A 19,544-nucleotide genomic window follows, 5' to 3' on the forward strand; every position below is an offset into this window, starting at 1 on the left:
GCACCTCCGAAGCAGTGCCTCAACCTAGCATAATCAGGGGTTTTCACACAGCCTCGGGCCGGAAGCTGCCGCCGCGCGGGCTGGCCGCCGCCGGGCCGGCGGCGCGCAGCATCAGCAGCGTGGCGGCGGCGAGCGGCAGGTTGACGAAAAAGGCCCAGCGCCAGCCGCCAAGCTGCACCAGCACGCCGCAGATGATGGGCCCCAGCACCATGGCGAGGCCGCCGAGGCCGCTATAGATGCCCATGGACTGGCCGCGCCGCTCGGGACCGAAGGCCTCGGTCGCCAGCAGCGCGGCGGCCGGCGCCATCAGCACGTTGCCCAGCCCTTCGAGCGCCCGGCCGCACAGCAGCATCGGCAGGCTGACGGACAGGCCGCTGAGCAGCGAGCCGGAGGCGAACAGCACGACCCCGGCGACGATGGTGCGCTCCCGGCCATAGACATCGGCAAGGCGGCCGCCGGTGGCAATGGTGGCGGCGACGGTCAGCGCATAGAGCGTGATGATCCATTGCTGGGCGCCGTGGCTCAGCATCAGGTCGCGCTGGATGGAGGGAAGCGCGACGGCCGTGCCGGTGGCGTCGATCATGATCATGCCGAGCGCGCCGCTGCCGGCGAACACCGCGAACCATCGCTGCCTGGTGGTTGCAGCCATCCTGCAGGCTCCCGAACGTCCGGCCGCGGCGCCTCCGCTCGCGAGGCGACCCGGCCGCAGTGGCACGCACCACGCGGGCGGTCCCGACGTGGTGCGGTAATCTTCGGCGGCCGGCCCGGGCTTGTCCACCGGCTGCCGGCGGTACGACCAAAAGGCGCCAGGGCCAGAAAGGCAGCATGGCCCCGGACATCAGCCGGTCCACCCGGCGTGGGGCCGAAAAGCGCTGGGCAGGACGGCGCCGGCGGGTCGACAGCCGCCGGAAGTGCATCCCACGGGCCGCTTTTCCCGCCCCGCGTCAAAGGCAACGGGACGGCGATGGGCGCCGCGGGGCGTTGCGGCGCCCAAGCCCTGCCGGCGAAAAGGGCGCCCAGCGGCGGGACCTTTCGCCTCTCCCGGGTCTCAAGGCGCGCCTCCGGCCCCCGACGAAACACACCGGATAAATCTATTAAAAAGATAGATTTCTGCTTGACCGCCTCCGCCGCCTCTGCTCAGATGCATTACCGACGCTGGGGCACCGCCCCCGCAGGGGCCGCCCGGCCCGGCGTCGTGGAGCAAGGGGGCGCCTATGACCTGGACCTGTCGACGCCGCTGACCGCCCGCCGGGCTGCCGGCACACCCATCGCCCGCACATCGCAATCGGCCCCAACGCCGCGTTTCCGCGCGCGCAGCGGCAGCCTGTTCACGGAAAATCCAATGTCCCGTCTTTCCCGCCGCGGCCTGCTCGCCGCCACGGCTGCCTTTGGCCTCTTCATCGCCGGCCAGGCCTCGCTGTCCCCCGCCTTCGCCGCCGACATCACCATCGGCTACCAGACCGGGGCCGACCCGGCGAAGGTCGCCCAGGCCAGCGGCGCCTACGAGGCCGCCACCAAGTCGAGCATCGACTGGCGCAAGTTCGACAGCGGCGCCGACGTGATCGCCGCCATCGCCTCCGGCGCGATCCAGATCGGCTATGTCGGCTCCTCGCCGCTCGCCGCCGCCGCCAGCCGCGAGGTGCCGATCGAGACCATCTATGTCGCCGCCCTGCTCGGCGACGCCGAGGCGCTGGTGGTGCGCAACGGCGCCGGCATCACCAAGCCGGAGGATTTCAAGGGCAAGAAGGTCGCGGTGCCCTTCGTCTCGACCACCCATTACTCGCTGCTCGCCGCCTTCAAGCACTGGGGCGTCGACCCCAAGAGCGTCGAGATCCTGAACCTGCGCCCGCCGGAGATCGCCGCGGCCTTCGCCCGCGGCGACATCGACGCCGCCTATGTCTGGGATCCCGCGCTCGGCAAGATCAAGGAGACCGGCAAGGTCTTCACCTCCTCGGCGGAGGTCGCCAAATGGGGCGCCCCCACCTTCGACGCCTGGATCGTGCGCAAGGACTTCGCCAAGGCGCATCCCGAGCTCGTCGCCGACTTCGTGAAGGTGACGGCGGATTCCTACGCCGATTACGCCAAGAACGGCGCAGCCTGGACCGCCAGCTCGCCGCAGGTGCTCGCCATCGCCAAGCTGACCGGCGCCAAGCCCGAGGAAATTCCCGAACTGCTCAAGGGCAACCAGTATCCGCTGCTGGCCGACCAGCTCTCCAGTGCCCTGCTCGGCGGCGGCACGGTCGAGGCGCTCGTCCAGACCGCGGCCTTCCTGAAGGAGCAGGGGCGCATCGACGCCGTGCTCAAGGATTACGGCCCCTATGTCAGCCGCGTGCCCGCCGAACAGGCGGCCAAGGTGAACTGACCGGCCGGCTCCCGTTCCCGAGCGTCGCGGTCGCAAGGCCGCGACGAACCTGACGGTCCGGCATGCGCTCCCTCACGGGTGTCGATGCCGGACCCTTTTCTTTCCGCCGATGGGTTTGATCGGCCTCACTGGTCACCTCATGAAACTGACCATCCACCGTCTCGGCGTCCGTTTTCCGCAGCCCCGCGGGGGTGAGGTCGAGGTGCTGCGCGGCATCGAGCTTGGCGTTCCCGCCGGCGAGCTGGTGGTGCTGCTCGGCGCCTCCGGCTGTGGAAAATCGACGCTTCTCAATGCCATAGCCGGCTTTTCCCCACCGACCGAAGGCGAAATCCGGGTGGATCGTCGCCATGTGACGGGGCCCGGCCCCGACCGCGGGGTGGTGCTGCAGACCGACGCGCTCTACCCCTGGCTCAACGCCCGCGACAATGTCGGCTTCGGCCTGCGGCTTCGCTCCATCCCCTTGAAAGAACGGCGAAAAAGGGCCGAGGAGGCGCTCGCGCTGGTCGGGCTCGCCGGTAAGGGCGACCACGCCACCTGGCAGCTCTCCGGCGGCCAGCGCCAGCGCGTGAGCCTGGCCCGCGCGCTGGTTGCCGATCCCGAAATTCTACTGATGGATGAACCGCTTGGCGCGCTCGACGCGCTCACCCGCGAGCAGATGCAGGATCTTGTGCTCGAGGTCTGGCGGCGCACCGGCAAGACCATCCTGTTCGTCACCCACAGCCTCGACGAAGCCCTCTATCTCGGCTCGCGGATCGTGGTGCTCGCCGGCCCGCCGGGCCGCATCGTGTTCGACGAGCCGGTTCCCTTTGCCCGCAAGGCATTGGAAACCGGCAGCAAAATCAAATCCTTGCCCGAATTTTCCACCGCGCGGGAAAGGCTGCGCGCGGTGATCTTCACCGGAGTGACGCCATGAGCTCGCCGCAGGCCCGCCTGTTCGACCCCGTGCCGGTCGCCGACATCTCGCTGCCCCTGCTGGTCCCGTCCGAAGGCGTGCCCCGGCAGCGCGGCGGCGAGGCTGGCGTAGGCGGGGAGACGCCCGGGGCCGCCGCCGGGCCGGCGCCGACCTGGCCGGCCATTCCCCCGCGCGTCGCCATCTCGCTTGCCACCCTCGCCGGATTCCTCGCTGTGTGGGGTGTCGTCACCGGCCTCGGGCTGGTACCGCCGCTGTTCCTGCCCTCGCCGCTGGCGGTGGCCGAACGGCTGCTAAGGCTTGTGAATGAAGGCTTTGTCGACGCGACGCTGGCACAGCATCTCGGCGCCAGCCTGCTGCGCGTCTTCGCCGCGCTGGCCGCCGCGCTCGCGATCGGCGTCCCGGCGGGCCTCGCCATCGGCCTCAGCACGATCGGGCGGGGCATTCTCGACCCCATCGTCGAGTTCCTGCGCCCGATCCCGCCGCTGGCCTATCTGCCGCTGGTCATCATCTGGGCGGGTATCGGCGAGACCGCGAAGGTTCTGGTCATCGCCCTCGCCATGCTGCCGCCGGTGATCCTCGCGACCGCGGCCGGCGTGCGCGCGGTCGATCGCAACCGGGTGAACGTGGCCCGCGCGCTCGGCGCCACCCCGCAGCAGGTGCTGCGCTTCGTCGTACTGCCCTCGACCCTGCCGTCCATCCTCACCGGCACCCGCATCGCCCTGGGAGCGGGTTGGTCCACGCTCGTGGCCGCCGAGCTGGTGGCCGCGACCCGCGGCGTCGGCTTCATGATCCAGTCCGCCGCCAATTTCCTGGCGACCGACGTCGTGCTGGCGGGAATCCTCGTCATCGCCGGTGTGGCCTTCGCACTGGAGCTGGTTGTACGGCTGGCCGAGCGGGTGCTGGTGGGATGGGCGGGCCGGAGCTAGAGGGGCCGCGCCACCCCCCGGTCGCCAAGGCTCAGATCTGATACATGAAATCGCTGTCTGGATGTTCGGCGAAGACGATCATGTCCTTGAGCGACATGCGGTCGAGAATGTCGGACATGGCGTCGCGCACCTTGGTCATGGTGATGCGGACCGAACAGCCCTCGACATCGCGGCAGTCGGCGCAGGGCACATAGGCGCTCTTGCTGGCGCAGTTGATCGGCGCCAGCGGCCCGTCCAGCACGCGGATGATGTGGCCGACCCGGATCTCGCCGAGAGGCTTTGCCAGGGCATAGCCGCCGCCGGGGCCCTTGCGGGTGCGCACCATGCCGGCATTGCGCAGTTCCAGCAGGATGGCATCGAGAAACTTCTTCGGAATGCCGTTGGCGACGGCGATATCCTGTCCCGCCGCGGTGGCGCCATCCGGCTGCCGCGCCAGGAACAGCATGGCCTTGAGGCCGTATTTCCCCTTGTTCGTCAGCATGTCCGTCCCCGCTCATGCACATGCGCCCCGGCGCGGCGTGAACGCGTCCGGGGCGTCGGCGAGTGGCCTTGCGTTCCTCACCAGGACGGCAGGACCGCACCCTTGAATGTGTCGAGAATGAAGGCCTTCACCTCCGGCGAGCGATACGACTCGACCAGCGTCTTCACCCACGGCTTGCCGGTGTCGCCCGCCCGCACCGCGATCAGGTTCACATAGGGACCCTTGGCCTCCTCCCTGAGGATGGGGTCCTTCACCGGATCGAGACCGGCCGAGACCGCGTAGTTGGTGTTGATCGCCGCCACATCGACATCATCCAGCGCGCGAGGCGTCTGCGCGGCTTCCAGCTCGATGAATGTCAGCTTCTTCGGGTTGGCGACGATGTCGAGCGGGGTGGGCTTGAAGCCGACGCCGTCCTTCAGCTTGATGACGCCCTTGTCCTGCAGGAGCAGCAGCGAGCGCCCGCCATTGGTCGGGTCGTTCTGGATCGCGACGATCGCCCCATCCGGCACCTGATCCCAGGCCTTCCACTTCCTGGAATAGACGCCGAGCGGAAAGTTCACCGTCAGCGCCACCGGCTCGATCCTGTAGCCGCGATCCTTCTTCTGGTTGTCGAGATAGGGCTGGTTCTGGAACGAGTTCGCTTCGACCTCCCCGGCATCCAGCGCCTGGTTCGGCACGACATAGTCGGAGAACTCGATGATCTTGATGTCGAGCCCCCGCGCCGCGGCGATGGGCTTCACCGCCTCGAGGATCTGGGCGTGCGGCCCGGGGGTGACGGCGATGCGGATCGTCTCCGCCGAGGCAGCGCCCCCGAACAGGGCGGCCAGGGCGACGGCAACCGCAAACGACGAACGCAGCAACATGCTGTTTCTCCAATGGAATGTCTGTCAGAGCCGACGCACGCGGCGGTTGACGCGGCGGGCGAGCGTTTCGCCGAGGGACTGGACGGCCTGGACGAGGATGATGAGGACGACGACGACCAGCAGCATCACCTCCGGCATGAAGCGCTGGTAGCCGTAGCGGATGCCGAGATCGCCCAGCCCGCCGCCCCCCACCGCGCCGACCATGGCGGAGTTGGAGAGCAGGCTGACAATGGCGAGGGTGACGCCCAGCACGAGACCCGGAAGCGCCTCGGGAATAAGGACTTTCCGCACGATCTGCAGCGGCGTCGCGCCCATCGCCAGCGAGGCCTCGACCAGCCCCTGGTCGACCTCGCGAATGGCCGCCTCGACGATGCGGGCGATGAAGGGCGTCGCCGCCAGCGCGAGCGGCACGATGGCCGCCGTCGTGCCGATGGAGGTGCCGGCGATGAGTCTGGTGAGGGGGATGATGGCGACGACGAGGATGATGAACGGGGTGGAGCGGGTGGCGTTCACCACCACGCCGAGCACGCGGTTCACCGCCACCGCCTCGAACAGCTCGCCCTTGCCGCTGGTGGCGAGGAAGATGCCGAGCGGCAGCCCGGCGAGCGTGCCGATCAGCGCCGCCACCGCGACCATGTAGAGCGTCTCGAGCGTCGATCCGACGATCAGGTTGAGAATGGCGGGCGAGATCCAGTCAGACATGGCCGATCACCTCCGTGGTCGCGCCGGCCGCCTCCAGCCGGGCGCGCAGCGGCCCCCCGGCCCAGGCGCCGGCGGGAACGCCGACATAGAGCAGCGCGAAAGGCAGCGCGCCGATGCTGTCGATCTGGCCGCCGAGCAGGCAGATGTCGATGCCCAGCTCGCGCGCCAGCCGGGTCACCAGCGGCTGGCCCGCCGCCGCGCCGGTGAGGGTGAGCCGCAGCACGGTCTGCGCGGCGCCCGCGGGGTCCGCGCGCAGCCGCCCCGCCAGCGCGGGCGGAACCTCCCGCCCGGGCAGGCTGCCGATGAAGGCGCGGGCGGTGGTCGTGCGGGGATGGGCGAACACCTCGCAGACCAGCCCCTCCTCGATGATCCGGCCCGCCTCGATCACGCCCACGCGGTGGCAGATCTCCTTGATGACCGTCATCTCGTGGGTGATCAGCACGATGGTGACGCCGAGCCGGGCATTCACCTCGGCCAGCAGGCGCAGGATGGAGCGGGTGGTCTCGGGGTCGAGCGCGCTGGTCGCCTCGTCGGACAGCAGCACCCGCGGGTCGGTCGCCAGCGCCCGGGCGATGCCCACGCGCTGCTTCTGCCCGCCGGAGAGCTCGATGGGATAGCGGTCCTTCTTGTCGGCGAGCCCGACGAGATCGAGCAGCCCCAGCACCTTCTCGCCGATCGCCTTCCGCGACAGGCCCGCCAGCTCCAGCGGCAGCGCCACATTGTCGAAGGCGCTGCGCGAGGAGAGCAGGTTGAAGTGCTGGAAGATCATGCCGATGCGCCGGCGCTGGTCGCGCAGCGCCGCATCCCCCAGGCGGTTGATCGCGACGCCGTCGACCACGACATCGCCGCCGGTGGGACGCTCCAGCCCGTTGATGGTGCGGATCAGCGTCGACTTGCCCGCGCCCGAGCGGCCGATCACCCCGTAGATCTCGCCCTGCGGGATGGCGATGGAGATGCTGTCCAGCGCCGCGACCGGCGCATCGCCGCCCCGCGCGGGAAAGACCCTGGAGACATCGCGCAGCACGATGGAGGCCCCGCCGCCACCGGAGGGGGCGCCCGGCGTGCCGGGCCTCTCCGCCGCCGCCGCTCCCGGCTGAAGCGCCGGAGGCGGGGCGGCGGCCGCCTCGGGGAAGAGCGGCGCATCCAGGGCCGCGGCGATGGTGTCGTGCAGCATCATTCTCTGAGCATCAATCCTGGTCGCCCGCGGCCTCAGGCGGCGCAGCGCAGCACCGGCGCGCCGCGATGGGCCGCCAGGCGCCGGCGCTCGCGGTCGAGCCTGGCGCGGACGGCACCGGCCGTCAGACCGTCGCGGCGCAGGATCAGCGCGACGATGGGATCGGCGAGGATCTCGTCCAAGGTGGGTTCATCGGCAGACGGAAGCGCCGCGGCGCCCGCATCGAAAACGGAGCTCATCTCATTCATCCCCGGGGCCGGCCGCGGCGGGACGCCGTCCGCCGGACACTGTCCTGAAAACGCGAAGGGGTGGGTCAGGGCCGTACGAGACGTCGACAACACATGGTCATGGCTCAGCTCCTCAAGCGCGTTGCCCGACCACGACGTCGCTCCGTGGCGCTTTAGCATTGGTGACGCGGCGCAAGCTGCCGGGTGTCAAATCCCGCGGCGGGCGGCAAGGGCACCCGCGCGAACGTTCTAGCCGGGCACGCACCAATTGTAAAGCAAATTAATAGACTAATGCGCCAGTGCGCCCATGCCCACGGCGCACGGCGCCGGAGACGAGAACAAGCCGGTCATCGCCAAGCTGGTGAAGGCCCATCCATCGCCCGAGGTGAAGGACGTCCTCGACACCCGATTCGAGGGCCCCGTGTTGCCCGCCTGGTGAGACGGAGGGCACCGCGCCCGCGCCCCGACGGCGTATACGCGAAAACATCCCGGCGGCCCCGGCCGGGATGTCATGTGCAACGTGGCGGCCACTCTCGCGGCGCGGATGTGGGATGAGGGCAGATCCCTCAGGCGCTCGCGAGACCGAGATAGATTTCGTGCAGATCCTCGCGCTGCCGCAGCTCGGCGGCGGTGGCGGCGAGCACCACCTTGCCGCCATCCAGCACATAGCCACGATGGGCATGGCGCAGCGACACCGCGATGTTCTGCTCGGCGACGAGGAAGGTGGTGCCCTTCTGCCGGTTCAGGGCGGCGACGATCTCGAAGATCTCGTCGACGATGATCGGCGCGAGGCCCATCGACGGCTCGTCCAGCAGGACGAGTTCCGGCCGGGTCAGCAGGGCGCGGCCGATCGCCAGCATCTGCTGCTCGCCACCGGAGGTGAGGCCGGCCGGCGTGCGCCGCTTGGTCTTGAGCCGCGGAAACCAGCCGTAAATCTCCTCGAGATCGCGCTCGGTCTCGGCCCGCCCGGGACGCCGCAGGAAGGTGCCGGTGCGCAGGTTCTCCTCCACCGTGAGGTGGCCAAACACGTGCCGTCCCTCCAGCACGTGCACGATGCCGCGCTGGGCGAGAAGGTTCGGCGCGATGCCGCCAATCTCCTCGCCGCCGAACCGCACCGTGCCGCGCGTGATCAGGGCGCGATCCGCCACGACGAGGCCCGATATGGCCTTCAGCGTCGTGCTCTTGCCCGCCCCGTTGGCGCCGAGCAGGGCGACGATCTCGCCGCGCCCGATCGTCAGCGAGACATCGGCAAGAGCGAGAATGGCGCCGTCATAGACGACCTCGATTCCCTCGACCTCGATCAGTGGAACGGATGGGGTGTTTCTGGATGGGCTCTCGCTGACCATGGATCTATCCTGATCGGGAGGAGAGACAGCCGGACGGGTCGCCCCGCCCGGCCGAGCGGTTCACTGTTCCGCGCCGAGATCGCGCGGGGTGATGCCCTTCTCCTTCGCATAGGCGTCGGATTTGGCGTCGATGAGCGGGCGCAGCAGGGCGCGGTCGGCCTGAACCCAGTCGCTGACCGGCGTCCATTTCGTGCCGTCCCATTGCTGGACGCGGGCCGCACCGCCGCCTTCATGATCGGCCGGGGTCAGTTGAACCTGCTGCACGAGGCCGTAGAAGCCGTTCTCCTTCAGCCGGGCGTTGTCCAGCCGGAGATGCTCCAGCGCCCACTGGCCCTCTTCGCCGGTGATCGGGCGATTGCCGAACTTCTGCTGCGCCGTGCGCACGACCTCCGTGGTGATGACGGCGTCGACCAGGCCGGAATTGTAATAGACGCTGCCGAATTTCGAGGTGTCGCGCAGGTCGCTCTTCCCGGTGTCGACGATGTATTTCTTCAGCCGCTGGTGGATGTCGAAGCCGGTGCCGCCGGGATAGGGCGTCAGCGCCAGATAACCCTTGGCGGCCTCGCCCGCCGGCAGCACATCCTCCTCGGAACTCGCCCACACATCGCCGACGATGTGATCGACCGGGACGCCGAAGCGGGCCGCCGTCTTGATGGCGACGGGGGTGGAGACGCCCCAGGTGCGCAGGAACACCCAGTCGGGTTTGGCCTCGCGGACCTGGCGCCACTGCGAGGACTGCTCATTGCCGGGGTCGGGAACGGGAATCTGGATGTTCTCGAAGCCATAGGTTTTGGCCAGAAGGGCCAGCGGCTCCAGCGTTTCGCGGCCATAGGCGCTGTCGTGATAGACGGTGGCGATCTTCTTGCCCTTGAGCTTGTCGAGCCCGCCTTCGCGCTGCGCCACGTAATTGATGAAAACCGAAGCCTCGCTGTAGAAGGTCAGCATCACCGGGAAGATGTAGGGGAAGACCCGCCCGTCGGTCGCCTCGGTGCGCCCATAGGCCAGGGTGATCAGCGCCAGCTTGTCCTCGGCCGCACGGTCGGTCAGCGCATAGGCCGCCGGAGCCCCGTTCGGCAGATAGACCGCAACGGGCGCGCCGTTCAGGCCATGCTTGAAGCGCTCATAGCACTCGATGCCCTTCTCGGCGGTCCATTCCGTCTCGCATTCCTGCCAGACGATCTTCACCCCGTTGATGCCGCCCTCGACCTCGTTGAGATAGCGGTAATAGTCGATGCGCCCCGCCCAGATCTGCACGCCGGCGCCGGCATAGGGACCGACGCGGAAGCTGGCGATGGGCAGGAACTGCTTGTCGGAATCCGGCCCGGGCGTCGTGTCGACGGCCAGCGCCGCGCTGGACACGGCGGCCAGAAGGCCGGCCGCGAGGGACAGGGCGCGCACAAGGCCGGCCGCGGTGCGGCGCGCGGTGTGAAAGTGTGTCATGGCGGATCAGACCCTGTTCGCCGTCAGTTCAATGGCGCCGTGGTGTTCGCAGACCGGCGGAGGGCGCCGTTGCCCTCCGCCGGTCCGTTGCGGGCCCGTCAGTTTTCCGCTGTCGGGCTGCGCGGGGTGATGTTGTGCTCCTTGGCATAGGCGGCGGACTTCGCCTCGATCAGCGGGCGCAGCGTGTCGCGGTCGGCCTGGATCCAGTCGGTGACCAGCACCCACTTCTCGCCGTCCCACTGCTGGATGCGCGCGGCGCCGCCGCCTTCATGATCGGAGGGGGTGAGCTTGATCGGCTGCAGCAGGCCATAGAAGCCGATCTGCTTCAGGCGGGCATCGTCGATGGTGAGATGCTCGAAGCCCCAGCGGCCTTCCTCGCCATTGAGCGGCTTGTTGCCGAACTTGGCCTGGCCCGCGCGCAACGCCTCCACCGCCAGAACCGCGTTGATGAGGCCGATATTGTAATAGACCGCGCCGAAGAACTTCTTGTCCTTCAGGTCGCTCTTGCCGGTGTCGAGAATGGTCTTGCGCAGGCGGTCATGGATCTCGAAGCTGGCCCCGCCCGGGTAGGGCGCGAGCGCCTGATACCCCTTGGCGGCGGCGCCGGCGGGGATCACGTCGGCTTCCGAGCCGGCCCAGACGTCGCCGATGATGTGGTCGGCGGGAATGCCGAAGCGCTGGGCGGTCTTGATCGCGACCGGGGTCGAGACGCCCCAGGTGCGCAGGAACACCCAGTCCGGCTTGATCTCGCGGACCTGGCGCCACTGCGGCGACTGCTCGTTGCCGGGATCGGCGACCGGAATCTGGTAATTCTCGAAGCCGTACTTCTTGGCGAGAAGCTCCACCGCCGCCTGCGTCTCGCGGCCATAGGCGCTGTCGTGGTAGACCGTGACGATCTTCTTGCCCTTCAGCTTGTCGAAGCCGCCCTCCTTCTGGGCGATGTAGTTGATGCCGACCGAGGCCTGGCTGAAATAGTTGAAGAGCAGCGGGAAGGCATAGGGAAAGACGGTGCCGTCGGTCGACTCGGTGCGCCCGCCCGCGGGGTCGATGAGCGGGATCTTGTCCGCCGCGCCCTTCTCGATCAGCGCATAGGAGGCCGGGGTGCCGTGGGTGAAGAAGAAGGCGACGGGCGCGCCGTCCTTGCCGTTCTTCACGCGCTCATAGACCTCGACGGTGCGGTCCGGGCTCCACTCGGTCTCGAATTCCTCGACCTTGAGCTTCACCCCGTTCACGCCGCCTTCCACCTCGTTGATGTAGCGGAAATAGTCGAGCGTGCCGGCCCACCAGAGCGTGCCGGAGGAGGCATAGGGACCGACCCGGTAGGTCGGCAGCGGGACATACTGTTCCTTGCTGTCGGCGAAGGCCGAGGGCGGGACCAGCGCGGTGGTCGCGACGGACGCGGCCAGCAGCGCTGTCAGGAGGAGGCGTTTCATCGTGTTCTCCAGTAGAGGATCGGTGCGTGGGGCGGAGCGTGTTCGCGTCCCGAGAGCGTCACGTCCTGTCAGGGTTCAGAAGCGGAGCGGCCAGTTGGAAAGCCGCTCCCCGAGGGTGCGCAGCAGGCGCGCCAGCCCGTCCGGCTCCTTGATGAGGAAGCCGATGATGAGGAGGCCGAAGATCGCCTTCTGGATGTTCTGCAGCAGGCCGGCGTCGACATGGCCGGCGAAGAAGCCTTGCGCGATGTGGTCGATCGCCAGCGGCAGCAGGCTGATGAAGGCCGCGCCGATGAAGTTGCCGGCGATCGAACCCATGCCGCCGATGATGATGATGAACAGCACCTGGAACGAGCGGGAGATGCCGAAGCTCTGCACGCTGGCCGAGCCGAGATAGAGAAAGGCCCACAGCGCCCCGGCGATGCCGAGATAGAAGGAGGAGACGGCGAAGGCGACCACCTTGGAGCGGTAGACCGGGATGCCGATGACCGCGGCCGCGGTGTCCATGTCGCGCACCGCCATCCAGTTGCGCCCGATCTGGCTGCGCGTGAGACTGACCGCGATCCAAGTGAGCAGCACGACGGTCGACAGCGTGACGTAGTAGCGCCCCTGCGCCGAGCCGATATCGAAGCCGAACAGCTCCAGCCGTGGCAGCGTGATGGTTCCGGACGAGCCGTAATTGTAGAACCACGGGAATTTCTGGAACAGCCACTCGAAGAAGAACTGCGCGGCGAGGCTGCTCACCATGAGGTAGAAGCCCTTGATGCGGTCGCTGGGCAGGCCGAACACCAGTCCCGCGCCGGCGGTGACCAGCCCCGCCAGGAAGATCGCAAGGGGCAGCGGCAACCCGCCATGGACCACGAAGCCGAAGGTGGCGAAGGCCCCGACGGCCATGAAGCCGCCCGAGCCGAGCGAGGTCTGCCCGGCATAGCCGGTGAGCAGGTTCAGGCCGAGGCCCGCCAGCGAGAGGATGAGGAAGGGCACCAGAATGGCGCCCAGCCAATACTCGCCGCCGAGCTGCGGCACGACCCCGAAGGCGAGCAGCAGCAGGGCGGGAAGGCCGAGGCCGAGGCGGGGCCCGGGCAGGGCGACAGGCGCGAGGCGGGTGACGGGGGCGACGCCCCGGCTCACAAGCGGCGGGTTCGAAAGGGTCTGGCTCATGGGTCACACCCGTTCCAGCGCCCGCTCGCCGAACAGGCCGGCGGGGCGGATGTAGAGGAAGGCGATGGCGAGGAAATAGGGGAACCACGGCGTGATGCCGCCGCCGATATACGGGCCGACATAGGTCTCGGCGAGGTTCTCCGCGGCGCCGACGATCAGCCCGCCGGCGATGGCGCCGCCGATCGAGGTGAAGCCGCCGATGATGAGCACCGGCAGCGCCTTCAGCACCACCAGCGACAGCGAGAACTGGATGCCCTGCCGGGCGCCCCACAGCATGCCCGCCACCAGCCCGACGATGCCGGCGACCGCCCAGACGATCTGCCAGATCCGGTTGAGGTTGATGCCGACCGACAGCGCGGCGCGGGTGTCGTCAGCCACCGCGCGCAGCGAGATGCCGATGCGGGTGTTGTTGAACAGAAGCGCCAGGATCAGCGCCAGCGCCACCGCCGTCGTCGCCGCCACGAGGTCGAACTGGCTGATGAGCACGTCGCCCAGGAAGATCGGCACGTCCTCGATGCCGAGGTCGAGCGCATGGACCTGTGCGCCCATGATCCCCTGGGCGGCGCCCTCCACCACATAGGACAGGCCGAGCGTCGCCATGAACAGCGTCATCGGGCTGCGGTTGGCGAGCGGGCGCAGCACCGTGCGCTCGATGACGATGGCGCCCAGAATGAGGATGGCGATGGTCACCGCCAGCGCGGCCACGAAGGGCAGCCCCTTCTCCAGCAGCGTGACGAAGGTGAGGGCGGCGAAGAGCAGGATGGAGCCCTGCGCGAAGTTGAACACGCCGCTGGCCTTGTAGATCAGCACGAAGCCGATCGCGACCAGCGAGTACATCGTGCCCGCCAGCAGGCCGCCGATCAGGGTTTCGAGGAAGAGGTTCATGAGGGGCTCAATGGACCGCGCCGAGATAGGCGGAGATGACGGCGGCGTCGGACTTCACCGCGTCGGGCGCGCCGTCGCCGATCTTGCGTCCGTAATCGAGGACGACGACGTGGTCGGAGAGGCTGAGGACGATGCCGACATCGTGCTCGATCAGCACGACGGTGATGCCGAGGTCGCGGTTGATGTCGCGCACGAAGGCGCTCATCTCGGCCTTTTCGCGGGCGTTCATGCCGGCCAGTGGCTCATCCAGCAGCAGGAGCGTGGGTGAGGAGACCAGCGCACGGGCAAGCTCGATGCGCTTCTGGATGCCGTAGGCGAGGCTGCCGACGGTGAAGTCGCGATAGGCCTGGAGGTCGAGGAAATCGAGAATGGCCTCGGCCTTCTCGCGCAGCCGGGCCTCCTCCCGCCGGGCCCCTGGCAGGCGGAGGGCCTGGGAGAGCAGGCCGGAACGGGTGTGGCGGGCGAGGCCGGTGAGCACATTGTCGAGCGTGCTCATCTTCCTGAACAGCGCGTTGTTCTGGAAGGTGCGGGCGATGCCCCGCCGGGCCGCGTCGATCGGCTCGATCTGCCGGAAATGCTCGCCCTGGAACACCACCTCGCCGGCGTCGGCGACATAGACGCCGTTCAGCACGTTGAGCAGGGAGCTCTTGCCCGCGCCGTTGGGGCCGATCAGCGCGCAGATTTCACCACGGGCGACCGAGAAGGAGAGATCCGAGATCGCCTTCACACCCTTGAAGGACAGCGACACGCCGCGCACGTCGAGGAGCGGCGGCGCGCTGGGGCTGGCGGCGTGGGTCGCGGGGATGCTCATCGTCGGACGTCCTAGGCCGTCGCATCGGCCGCGCGCCCGACGGCGGCGTTCGGAGCGGCGTGGGTGTGGGGAATGTCGAGGCCGCCAAGCCCCAGCACGGCGAGGCGACGACGGTTGACCGCGTGGGCGAGGAGGCCGGAGGACCGCTCCGCCCAGTCCGTCAGCCGCCGCAGCGTGCTGCCCTCCGCGCCGCGACGGGCGCGATCCTCCTCACCGAGGCGTGCCCTGCGCGCCGCGGACAGCAGAAGCGCGGTGGGCTGGAGCTCGCGCCGATCCCGAAGCGCCGAGGCGACGGTTTCGGGAAAGGCGACGGTGCGGCCCTCGTCCAGCAGCACATCGAGGAGGCTGCCGAGCCCGCCCTGCCACTGGGTGCCCTCGTCCACCCAGACGACGCCCTCGGGCCGCTCCGGGCGCCGCGGGGTCGCCGCAGCGAGGTCGTCGGCGGGATCGCGCAGCGGAACGATGGTCCAGGTCTCGTTGCCGGCGACGAAGGGCCGGGCGACGAAGAGCGGCAGCGGCCGGCTCGCGCCGGGCCGCACATCGAGCCAGGCGCCGATGGCGCGGCGGCCCTGCACGAAAGCCTGCGTCGGGGCGACGACGGCCAGGATGCGGGCCAGATCCTCGCCGGCGAGGGCGGGATCGACGGCATGCACCCTGCCGCCCGCGGCGAGCGCCGCCAGCGCGAGGATCACGAGATCGGGGTCATAGGCTCCGCTCACCGCCAGCCGGATGTCGCTGCCGGCCCGCGTGGCGGTCTGGGCGCGCAGCACCGCTTCCAGACGGGCGACCTCCTGCCGGACATAGGCCCAGGAGAAGCTGAGCCAGCGCCCATGCCGCTTGTGCAGGAAGGCCGGACGCCCCGGCGTGCGGGCGGCATGCTCGCGGATCGTCTCGCCGACCTCCGCCCCGCGAAGGGGCGCCGAAGGATCGGCGGCGGGCAGGTTGTGCGGCGCGAGGCGGGTCATCTGGCCGTCCGGGAGATGGCCGGGAACGAGCGGGCGGGGCGCTGTCATGCCAGCACCGGCGCACGGCGCGCCGCCTCGGCTTCAAGCTCACGCACCAGCGGCAGGACCCGGCGGCCGAAATAGTCGACCTCCTCGTGGAAGTGCAGGAAGCCGGCGAGGACGAGGTCGATGCCGTTGCGCTTCAGCTCGAGGATGCGGAGGGCGACCTGCTCGGGCGATCCGATCAGGTTGGTCTTGAAGCCGTCATTGGGCTGGACGAGGTCGGCGGCGGTGGATTTCGCCCAGTTGCCGACGCCATCCCGGGTCGCCTGCCCGGCCTGCTTCACCGCCTCGGCGAAGCCGGCGACGGCGGCGGGATCGGCCTTTGCGAGGATTTCCGCATGGACCTCGCGCGCCTCGGCCTCGGTGTCGCGGGCGATGATGAAGGCGTTGGCGCCCACGCGCAGCCGCCGCCCGAAGCCGGCGGCGCCGGTCTTCACCTGCAGCGCCTGCGAGCGCAGCTCCTCCACCGAGCCGCCATTGGTGAAGTACCAGTCGGAATGCTCGGCCGCCATGCGGCGGGCGGCGGTGGAGGAGCCGCCCTGGAAGATCAGCGGGTGGGGCTTGAAGGTTGGCTTGGGGTTCAGGTGCCAGCGGTCGATATTGTAGTAGTCGCCGTGGAAGGTGAGCTCGTCCTCGGTCCAGATGCCCTTGAGCACCTTGATGAACTCGGTCGAACGGCGGTAGCGCTCGTCGTGATCGAGCCACGGCACGCCGAGCACGTCGAACTCGTGCTTGAACCAGCCGCTGACGATGTTGAGATGCCAGCGCCCCTTGGAGATGTGGTCGGCGGTGGCGCCGATCTTCGCGACCACGGCCGGGTGCCAGAACCCGGTCATGATGGCGACGATGACATTGAGCCGCTCCGTCGCGTTGAGCAGCGACATGGCGAAGGTGCTGGCCTCGTGCTGCCCGTCGGCCCGGTAGCCGCCGACGAAGCGCGTGGCCGAGAGGGCGAAGTCGAAGCCGGCCTTCTCCGCGGCGCGGGCGAGCTTCACGTTGTAGTCGAAATCCCAGCTCGTGCGCTGCTCGATCTGGCTGACCACCTGGCCGCCGGAGAGATTCGATACCCAGTACGCAAAGCGGACGGGTTCATCGAGATAGGGGGCGAGGGCATCAGGCATGGGAGCGATCCGAATTAATCGTATTGTCTATAGTTTAAATATATAATTGGCCGTGGCAAGGGTGTTTGTGCACCTGCACGCATTTAAACGGCTTCGGTTGCGCTGCAATGGACAAGGCGGCGCGGCCGCCTCTGCCCCGCCTCGCGGCGGCTCAATCCGGCGGGCGGCACCATGTCCGGGCGGGGACCGGCCCCACCGGAGCCGCCAGCCGACGCGCGACACGGACGACGCGCCGGCCGCGCGCCCTATTCCGCCGCCACGCGCAACCCCGGCGCGCCGGGCGAGCGACAGGCCGCCATGGCCGACATGTACCAACGGTTGAAGTCGAGGATCATGAATTCGCCGGTGGGCGAATAAGGCCCGGGCTCATAGGCGTCGGACTGCACGCCGAGGAAATTCTGCTCGGCGAGCTGCTGATCCTGCTGGTTGGTGATCTCCCACACCTCCTTCAGCCGGGCGACGTCGTAGTCCCTGCCCTCGACCGCGTCCTCATGCACCAGCCAGGTGGTGCGGACTTCGGTCTCCATCGGCCCGCGCGGCAGCACGCGGAAATGAATGATGTGGTCGGAGAGGAAGTGGTTCCAGTTGTTCGGCACGTGGAACATGCGCACCGAGCCGAGATCGCGTTCGGTGAGGTCGCCCACCAGCTTGCTGCAGGCCGGCTCGCCGTCCAGCGTCATCGAGGCCACGCCCTCGTTGAAGGGCAGGCGGATGCAGCGGAACTCGATGCCGCCCGCCGCCGGACGATGCGGCAGGCCAAGGGCATCCCATTCCTGCGCCTTGCGCGCCATCAGCTCGCCGAACCAGTGGGTGCGGGTATCGTCAGGCAGCGCCGCCTCGACCAGAGAGACCAGAAGTTCCGGATGATTGCCGGCGCAATGATAGCATTCGCGGTTGTTCTCGATGACGAGCTTCCAGTTCGCCCGCTCGACCAGCACCGACTCGAACGCCACCTTGGTGCGCGCCGGCTGGTGCGGCGCGATGTAGGGCGTCACCGTCTGCTTGAAAGTCTCGAGATCGGGCGGATTTTCCGCGAGGCAGATATAGATGAGCCCGGCCACATTCGCCGCATGCACCGGCTTCAGCGCATAATGGCGGGGGTCGAAATCCTCGGGCATCTGGGTGGCGGAGAGCAGCGCGCCATCGAGATCGTAGGTCCATTGGTGATAGGGGCACACCAGCCGGCCGACCGTGCCCTTGTGCTCCTGGCAGATACGCGAGCCGCGATGGCGGCATGTGTTGTGGAACGCCTGCACCGCGCCATCGTCGTCGCGGACGATGATGATGGAGTTGCGGCCGATCTCCAGCGTGAGGTAATCGCCCGGCTCCTTCACCTCGCACTCGTTGCAGGCGAACAGCCATTGCGTGCCGAAGACGGCCTTCATCTCCGCCTCGAACACCTCGGCATCGTAATAGAGCGGCCCCGGCAGGCTGAAGCCCGCCCGGTACTGCGCCATCAGCTCCGCCACCTTTTCGCTCGCGCCCATTTCCGGCTCCCGACCTGCGATAGGCCAGTATCCTATGGTTCGCGCGGCAGGTCCGTCCCGAATGCGACAGCGGGCGACAGGGTGCCGACATCGCTGCCGGCCGGGGGCGGGAGGAAATCCGCCGGGCCTCCGGCTGCCGGCCCCGGCCCGGGCTGCCGCTGTCCGGCCCGCGCCCGCAGCTCGCGGGGCCGCATGCCGTACAGGCGCCTGAACCACTGGCCGAGATGCGAGGTGGAGGCGAAGCCGACGGCGACCGCGATCTCCAGTATGGGCTGGTTGGTGTAGATGAGCAGTTCGCGCGCCCGGTCCACCCGCAGCGAGAGATAGTAGCGTGCCGGCGTCATGCCGAGATGCTGGTTGAACAGCCGCTCCAGCTGGCGCGGGCTCAAACCCGCCACCTCTGCCAGCTCGGCCACGCTGACCGGCGTTTCGAGATGGCGCTGCATGGTCTGCACCGTGCGCTGCAGGGGTGCGGGAAGGCTGCCGACGCGGCGGAGCCGGCCGCCACGCTGCTCGTCATTGGCGTCGCGGATGCGCTCGTGGTGAAACTGGTTTGCCACGCGCTGGGCAAGGTCGGGATCGGTACGGTCGGCGATGACGTGCAGCATCATGTCCATGGCCGCCGTGCCGCCCGAGCAGGTCATGCGGTCACGGTCGATCTCATAGATCTTGCCGGTGGCGATCACCTTCGGGAAATCCTCCTCGAAAGCGGCACCGTTCTCCCAATGGATGGTGCAGCGATAGCCATCGAGCAGGCCGGCCCAGGCGAGGAGATAGCTGCCGGTGGAGAGCGAACCCACCGCGATGCCGCGCCGGGCCGCTCCCCGCAGCACGGCGAGATAGCGCGTCACGTCGTCCGGGGCGATGCGCATGCCGCCGCAGACGAAGATGGCGTGGGCGCCCTCCAGCGCCTGCGCCACCGGGAGCGCGTCGAGCCGAATGCCGTTGGAGGCGACCACCGGCTCGCCGTCGATGCTGCACAGCCGCCAGCGGAACGCCTCGCGCCCGATCAGCCGGTTGGCCGATCGCAGCGGCTCGATGGCCGAGGACAGGCTCATCAGCGACAGGTTCTCGATCAGCAGGAAGCTGAAGGTCAGAGGCTCGGCCGCCTCGTCATAGAACATGCGCGCCCCGGCTGCGGAAAGGAGGCGCCCAGAATGCCGCGAAACCGTCACCAAGGCAATTAATCCGACACCGGGGCCACGCTT

At 68.8% G+C, this 19,544-nt stretch carries 20 protein-coding genes; 4 read left to right on the top strand and 16 right to left on the bottom strand.

The window, feature by feature from the left end:
• Positions 1 to 43: 43 nt before the first annotated feature.
• Positions 44 to 649, bottom strand: coding sequence for an MFS transporter (locus tag KHC27_RS00830; protein WP_213333938.1), 606 nt, complete (start codon positions 647 to 649; stop codon positions 44 to 46).
• Between the two features lie 693 nt (positions 650 to 1,342).
• On the opposite strand from KHC27_RS00830, the gene tauA reads away from it, so the two are divergent.
• From tauA to KHC27_RS00845, 3 genes are all read left to right on the top strand, one after another.
• Positions 1,343 to 2,362 (top strand): taurine ABC transporter substrate-binding protein, encoded by a 1,020-nt coding sequence (tauA, locus tag KHC27_RS00835; RefSeq protein ID WP_213333939.1) that lies wholly within the window; start codon positions 1,343 to 1,345, stop codon positions 2,360 to 2,362.
• Between the two features lie 139 nt (positions 2,363 to 2,501).
• Positions 2,502 to 3,275, top strand: coding sequence for a taurine ABC transporter ATP-binding protein (locus KHC27_RS00840; protein ID WP_213334108.1), 774 nt, complete (start codon positions 2,502 to 2,504; stop codon positions 3,273 to 3,275).
• The gene (locus KHC27_RS00845; protein ID WP_213333940.1) at positions 3,272 to 4,201 is read left to right on the top strand and encodes an ABC transporter permease subunit; all 930 of its coding nucleotides are present in this window, start codon (positions 3,272 to 3,274) and stop codon (positions 4,199 to 4,201) included. Before KHC27_RS00840 ends, KHC27_RS00845 begins: the two co-directional genes overlap by 4 nt.
• A gap of 31 nt (positions 4,202 to 4,232) precedes the next feature.
• Here the strand turns inward: KHC27_RS00845 and KHC27_RS00850 are convergent, their stop codons facing one another.
• From KHC27_RS00850 to KHC27_RS00870, 5 genes are all read right to left on the bottom strand, one after another.
• Positions 4,233 to 4,682 carry an RrF2 family transcriptional regulator gene (locus KHC27_RS00850; RefSeq protein ID WP_213333942.1) on the bottom strand — a complete coding sequence of 150 codons (450 nt, stop codon included), beginning with the start codon at positions 4,680 to 4,682 and terminating at the stop codon, positions 4,233 to 4,235.
• A 77-nt stretch (positions 4,683 to 4,759) separates the two neighbouring features.
• A complete protein-coding gene (locus KHC27_RS00855; RefSeq protein WP_213333943.1) occupies positions 4,760 to 5,545 on the bottom strand; it encodes a MetQ/NlpA family ABC transporter substrate-binding protein in 786 nt (261 codons plus the stop codon).
• Positions 5,546 to 5,569: 24 nt separating this feature from the next.
• Positions 5,570 to 6,235, bottom strand: coding sequence for a methionine ABC transporter permease (locus tag KHC27_RS00860; protein WP_213334111.1), 666 nt, complete (start codon positions 6,233 to 6,235; stop codon positions 5,570 to 5,572).
• A gap of 4 nt (positions 6,236 to 6,239) precedes the next feature.
• Entirely contained in the window at positions 6,240 to 7,424 is a 1,185-nt protein-coding gene (locus tag KHC27_RS00865) for a methionine ABC transporter ATP-binding protein (RefSeq protein ID WP_213333944.1), read from the bottom strand.
• A gap of 32 nt (positions 7,425 to 7,456) precedes the next feature.
• Positions 7,457 to 7,603 (bottom strand): hypothetical protein, encoded by a 147-nt coding sequence (locus KHC27_RS00870; protein ID WP_246518638.1) that lies wholly within the window; start codon positions 7,601 to 7,603, stop codon positions 7,457 to 7,459.
• 352 nt (positions 7,604 to 7,955) lie between these two features.
• Here KHC27_RS00870 and KHC27_RS21805 point away from each other — a divergent pair, with 352 nt between their 5' ends.
• Entirely contained in the window at positions 7,956 to 8,087 is a 132-nt protein-coding gene (locus KHC27_RS21805) for a hypothetical protein (protein WP_281416943.1), read from the top strand.
• Positions 8,088 to 8,214: 127 nt separating this feature from the next.
• Here the strand turns inward: KHC27_RS21805 and KHC27_RS00880 are convergent, their stop codons facing one another.
• The 10 genes from KHC27_RS00880 to KHC27_RS00925 form a co-directional block, all read right to left on the bottom strand.
• On the bottom strand, positions 8,215 to 8,994 hold the full coding sequence (locus KHC27_RS00880; protein ID WP_213333945.1) for an ABC transporter ATP-binding protein: 780 nt from the start codon (positions 8,992 to 8,994) through the stop codon (positions 8,215 to 8,217).
• A 60-nt stretch (positions 8,995 to 9,054) separates the two neighbouring features.
• A complete protein-coding gene (locus KHC27_RS00885; RefSeq protein ID WP_213333946.1) occupies positions 9,055 to 10,434 on the bottom strand; it encodes an ABC transporter substrate-binding protein in 1,380 nt (459 codons plus the stop codon).
• Positions 10,435 to 10,532: 98 nt separating this feature from the next.
• A complete protein-coding gene (locus tag KHC27_RS00890) occupies positions 10,533 to 11,867 on the bottom strand; it encodes an ABC transporter substrate-binding protein (RefSeq protein WP_213333947.1) in 1,335 nt (444 codons plus the stop codon).
• A 75-nt stretch (positions 11,868 to 11,942) separates the two neighbouring features.
• The gene (locus KHC27_RS00895; RefSeq protein WP_213333949.1) at positions 11,943 to 13,025 is read right to left on the bottom strand and encodes a branched-chain amino acid ABC transporter permease; all 1,083 of its coding nucleotides are present in this window, start codon (positions 13,023 to 13,025) and stop codon (positions 11,943 to 11,945) included.
• Positions 13,026 to 13,028: 3 nt separating this feature from the next.
• Entirely contained in the window at positions 13,029 to 13,910 is an 882-nt protein-coding gene (locus KHC27_RS00900) for a branched-chain amino acid ABC transporter permease (RefSeq protein WP_213333951.1), read from the bottom strand.
• Between the two features lie 7 nt (positions 13,911 to 13,917).
• On the bottom strand, positions 13,918 to 14,721 hold the full coding sequence (locus KHC27_RS00905) for an ABC transporter ATP-binding protein (protein ID WP_213333953.1): 804 nt from the start codon (positions 14,719 to 14,721) through the stop codon (positions 13,918 to 13,920).
• Between the two features lie 11 nt (positions 14,722 to 14,732).
• Positions 14,733 to 15,734 carry an AMP-binding protein gene (locus KHC27_RS00910; RefSeq protein ID WP_246518640.1) on the bottom strand — a complete coding sequence of 334 codons (1,002 nt, stop codon included), beginning with the start codon at positions 15,732 to 15,734 and terminating at the stop codon, positions 14,733 to 14,735.
• Positions 15,731 to 16,849 (bottom strand): dimethylsulfone monooxygenase SfnG, encoded by a 1,119-nt coding sequence (sfnG, locus tag KHC27_RS00915; RefSeq protein ID WP_213333955.1) that lies wholly within the window; start codon positions 16,847 to 16,849, stop codon positions 15,731 to 15,733. Before sfnG ends, KHC27_RS00910 begins: the two co-directional genes overlap by 4 nt.
• A gap of 245 nt (positions 16,850 to 17,094) precedes the next feature.
• Positions 17,095 to 18,336, bottom strand: a complete 1,242-nt coding sequence (locus KHC27_RS00920; protein ID WP_213333957.1) for an aromatic ring-hydroxylating oxygenase subunit alpha — start codon at positions 18,334 to 18,336, stop codon at positions 17,095 to 17,097.
• A gap of 32 nt (positions 18,337 to 18,368) precedes the next feature.
• Positions 18,369 to 19,460, bottom strand: coding sequence for a GlxA family transcriptional regulator (locus KHC27_RS00925; RefSeq protein ID WP_213333958.1), 1,092 nt, complete (start codon positions 19,458 to 19,460; stop codon positions 18,369 to 18,371).
• Positions 19,461 to 19,544 lie beyond the last annotated feature (84 nt).

The organism is Ancylobacter lacus, from assembly GCF_018390635.1.
Classification (GTDB): Bacteria; Pseudomonadota; Alphaproteobacteria; order Rhizobiales; family Xanthobacteraceae; genus Ancylobacter; species Ancylobacter lacus.

What these genes read in the sequence shown, in the direction of transcription:
- KHC27_RS00880 (WP_213333945.1), bottom strand. Translation starts at nt 8,994, where the DNA reads ATGGTCAGCGAGAGCCCATCCAGAAACACCCCATCCGTTCCACTGATC.
- KHC27_RS00830 (WP_213333938.1), bottom strand. Translation starts at nt 649, where the DNA reads ATGGCTGCAACCACCAGGCAGCGATGGTTCGCGGTGTTCGCCGGCAGC.
- KHC27_RS00845 (WP_213333940.1), top strand. Translation starts at nt 3,272, where the DNA reads ATGAGCTCGCCGCAGGCCCGCCTGTTCGACCCCGTGCCGGTCGCCGAC.
- KHC27_RS00910 (WP_246518640.1), bottom strand. Translation starts at nt 15,734, where the DNA reads ATGACAGCGCCCCGCCCGCTCGTTCCCGGCCATCTCCCGGACGGCCAG.
- KHC27_RS00840 (WP_213334108.1), top strand. Translation starts at nt 2,502, where the DNA reads ATGAAACTGACCATCCACCGTCTCGGCGTCCGTTTTCCGCAGCCCCGC.
- KHC27_RS00850 (WP_213333942.1), bottom strand. Translation starts at nt 4,682, where the DNA reads ATGCTGACGAACAAGGGGAAATACGGCCTCAAGGCCATGCTGTTCCTG.
- KHC27_RS21805 (WP_281416943.1), top strand. Translation starts at nt 7,956, where the DNA reads ATGCCCACGGCGCACGGCGCCGGAGACGAGAACAAGCCGGTCATCGCC.
- KHC27_RS00895 (WP_213333949.1), bottom strand. Translation starts at nt 13,025, where the DNA reads ATGAGCCAGACCCTTTCGAACCCGCCGCTTGTGAGCCGGGGCGTCGCC.
- KHC27_RS00855 (WP_213333943.1), bottom strand. Translation starts at nt 5,545, where the DNA reads ATGTTGCTGCGTTCGTCGTTTGCGGTTGCCGTCGCCCTGGCCGCCCTG.
- KHC27_RS00900 (WP_213333951.1), bottom strand. Translation starts at nt 13,910, where the DNA reads ATGAACCTCTTCCTCGAAACCCTGATCGGCGGCCTGCTGGCGGGCACG.
- tauA (WP_213333939.1), top strand. Translation starts at nt 1,343, where the DNA reads ATGTCCCGTCTTTCCCGCCGCGGCCTGCTCGCCGCCACGGCTGCCTTT.
- KHC27_RS00865 (WP_213333944.1), bottom strand. Translation starts at nt 7,424, where the DNA reads ATGATGCTGCACGACACCATCGCCGCGGCCCTGGATGCGCCGCTCTTC.
- KHC27_RS00905 (WP_213333953.1), bottom strand. Translation starts at nt 14,721, where the DNA reads ATGAGCATCCCCGCGACCCACGCCGCCAGCCCCAGCGCGCCGCCGCTC.
- KHC27_RS00920 (WP_213333957.1), bottom strand. Translation starts at nt 18,336, where the DNA reads ATGGGCGCGAGCGAAAAGGTGGCGGAGCTGATGGCGCAGTACCGGGCG.
- KHC27_RS00925 (WP_213333958.1), bottom strand. Translation starts at nt 19,460, where the DNA reads ATGTTCTATGACGAGGCGGCCGAGCCTCTGACCTTCAGCTTCCTGCTG.
- sfnG (WP_213333955.1), bottom strand. Translation starts at nt 16,849, where the DNA reads ATGCCTGATGCCCTCGCCCCCTATCTCGATGAACCCGTCCGCTTTGCG.
- KHC27_RS00885 (WP_213333946.1), bottom strand. Translation starts at nt 10,434, where the DNA reads ATGACACACTTTCACACCGCGCGCCGCACCGCGGCCGGCCTTGTGCGC.
- KHC27_RS00890 (WP_213333947.1), bottom strand. Translation starts at nt 11,867, where the DNA reads ATGAAACGCCTCCTCCTGACAGCGCTGCTGGCCGCGTCCGTCGCGACC.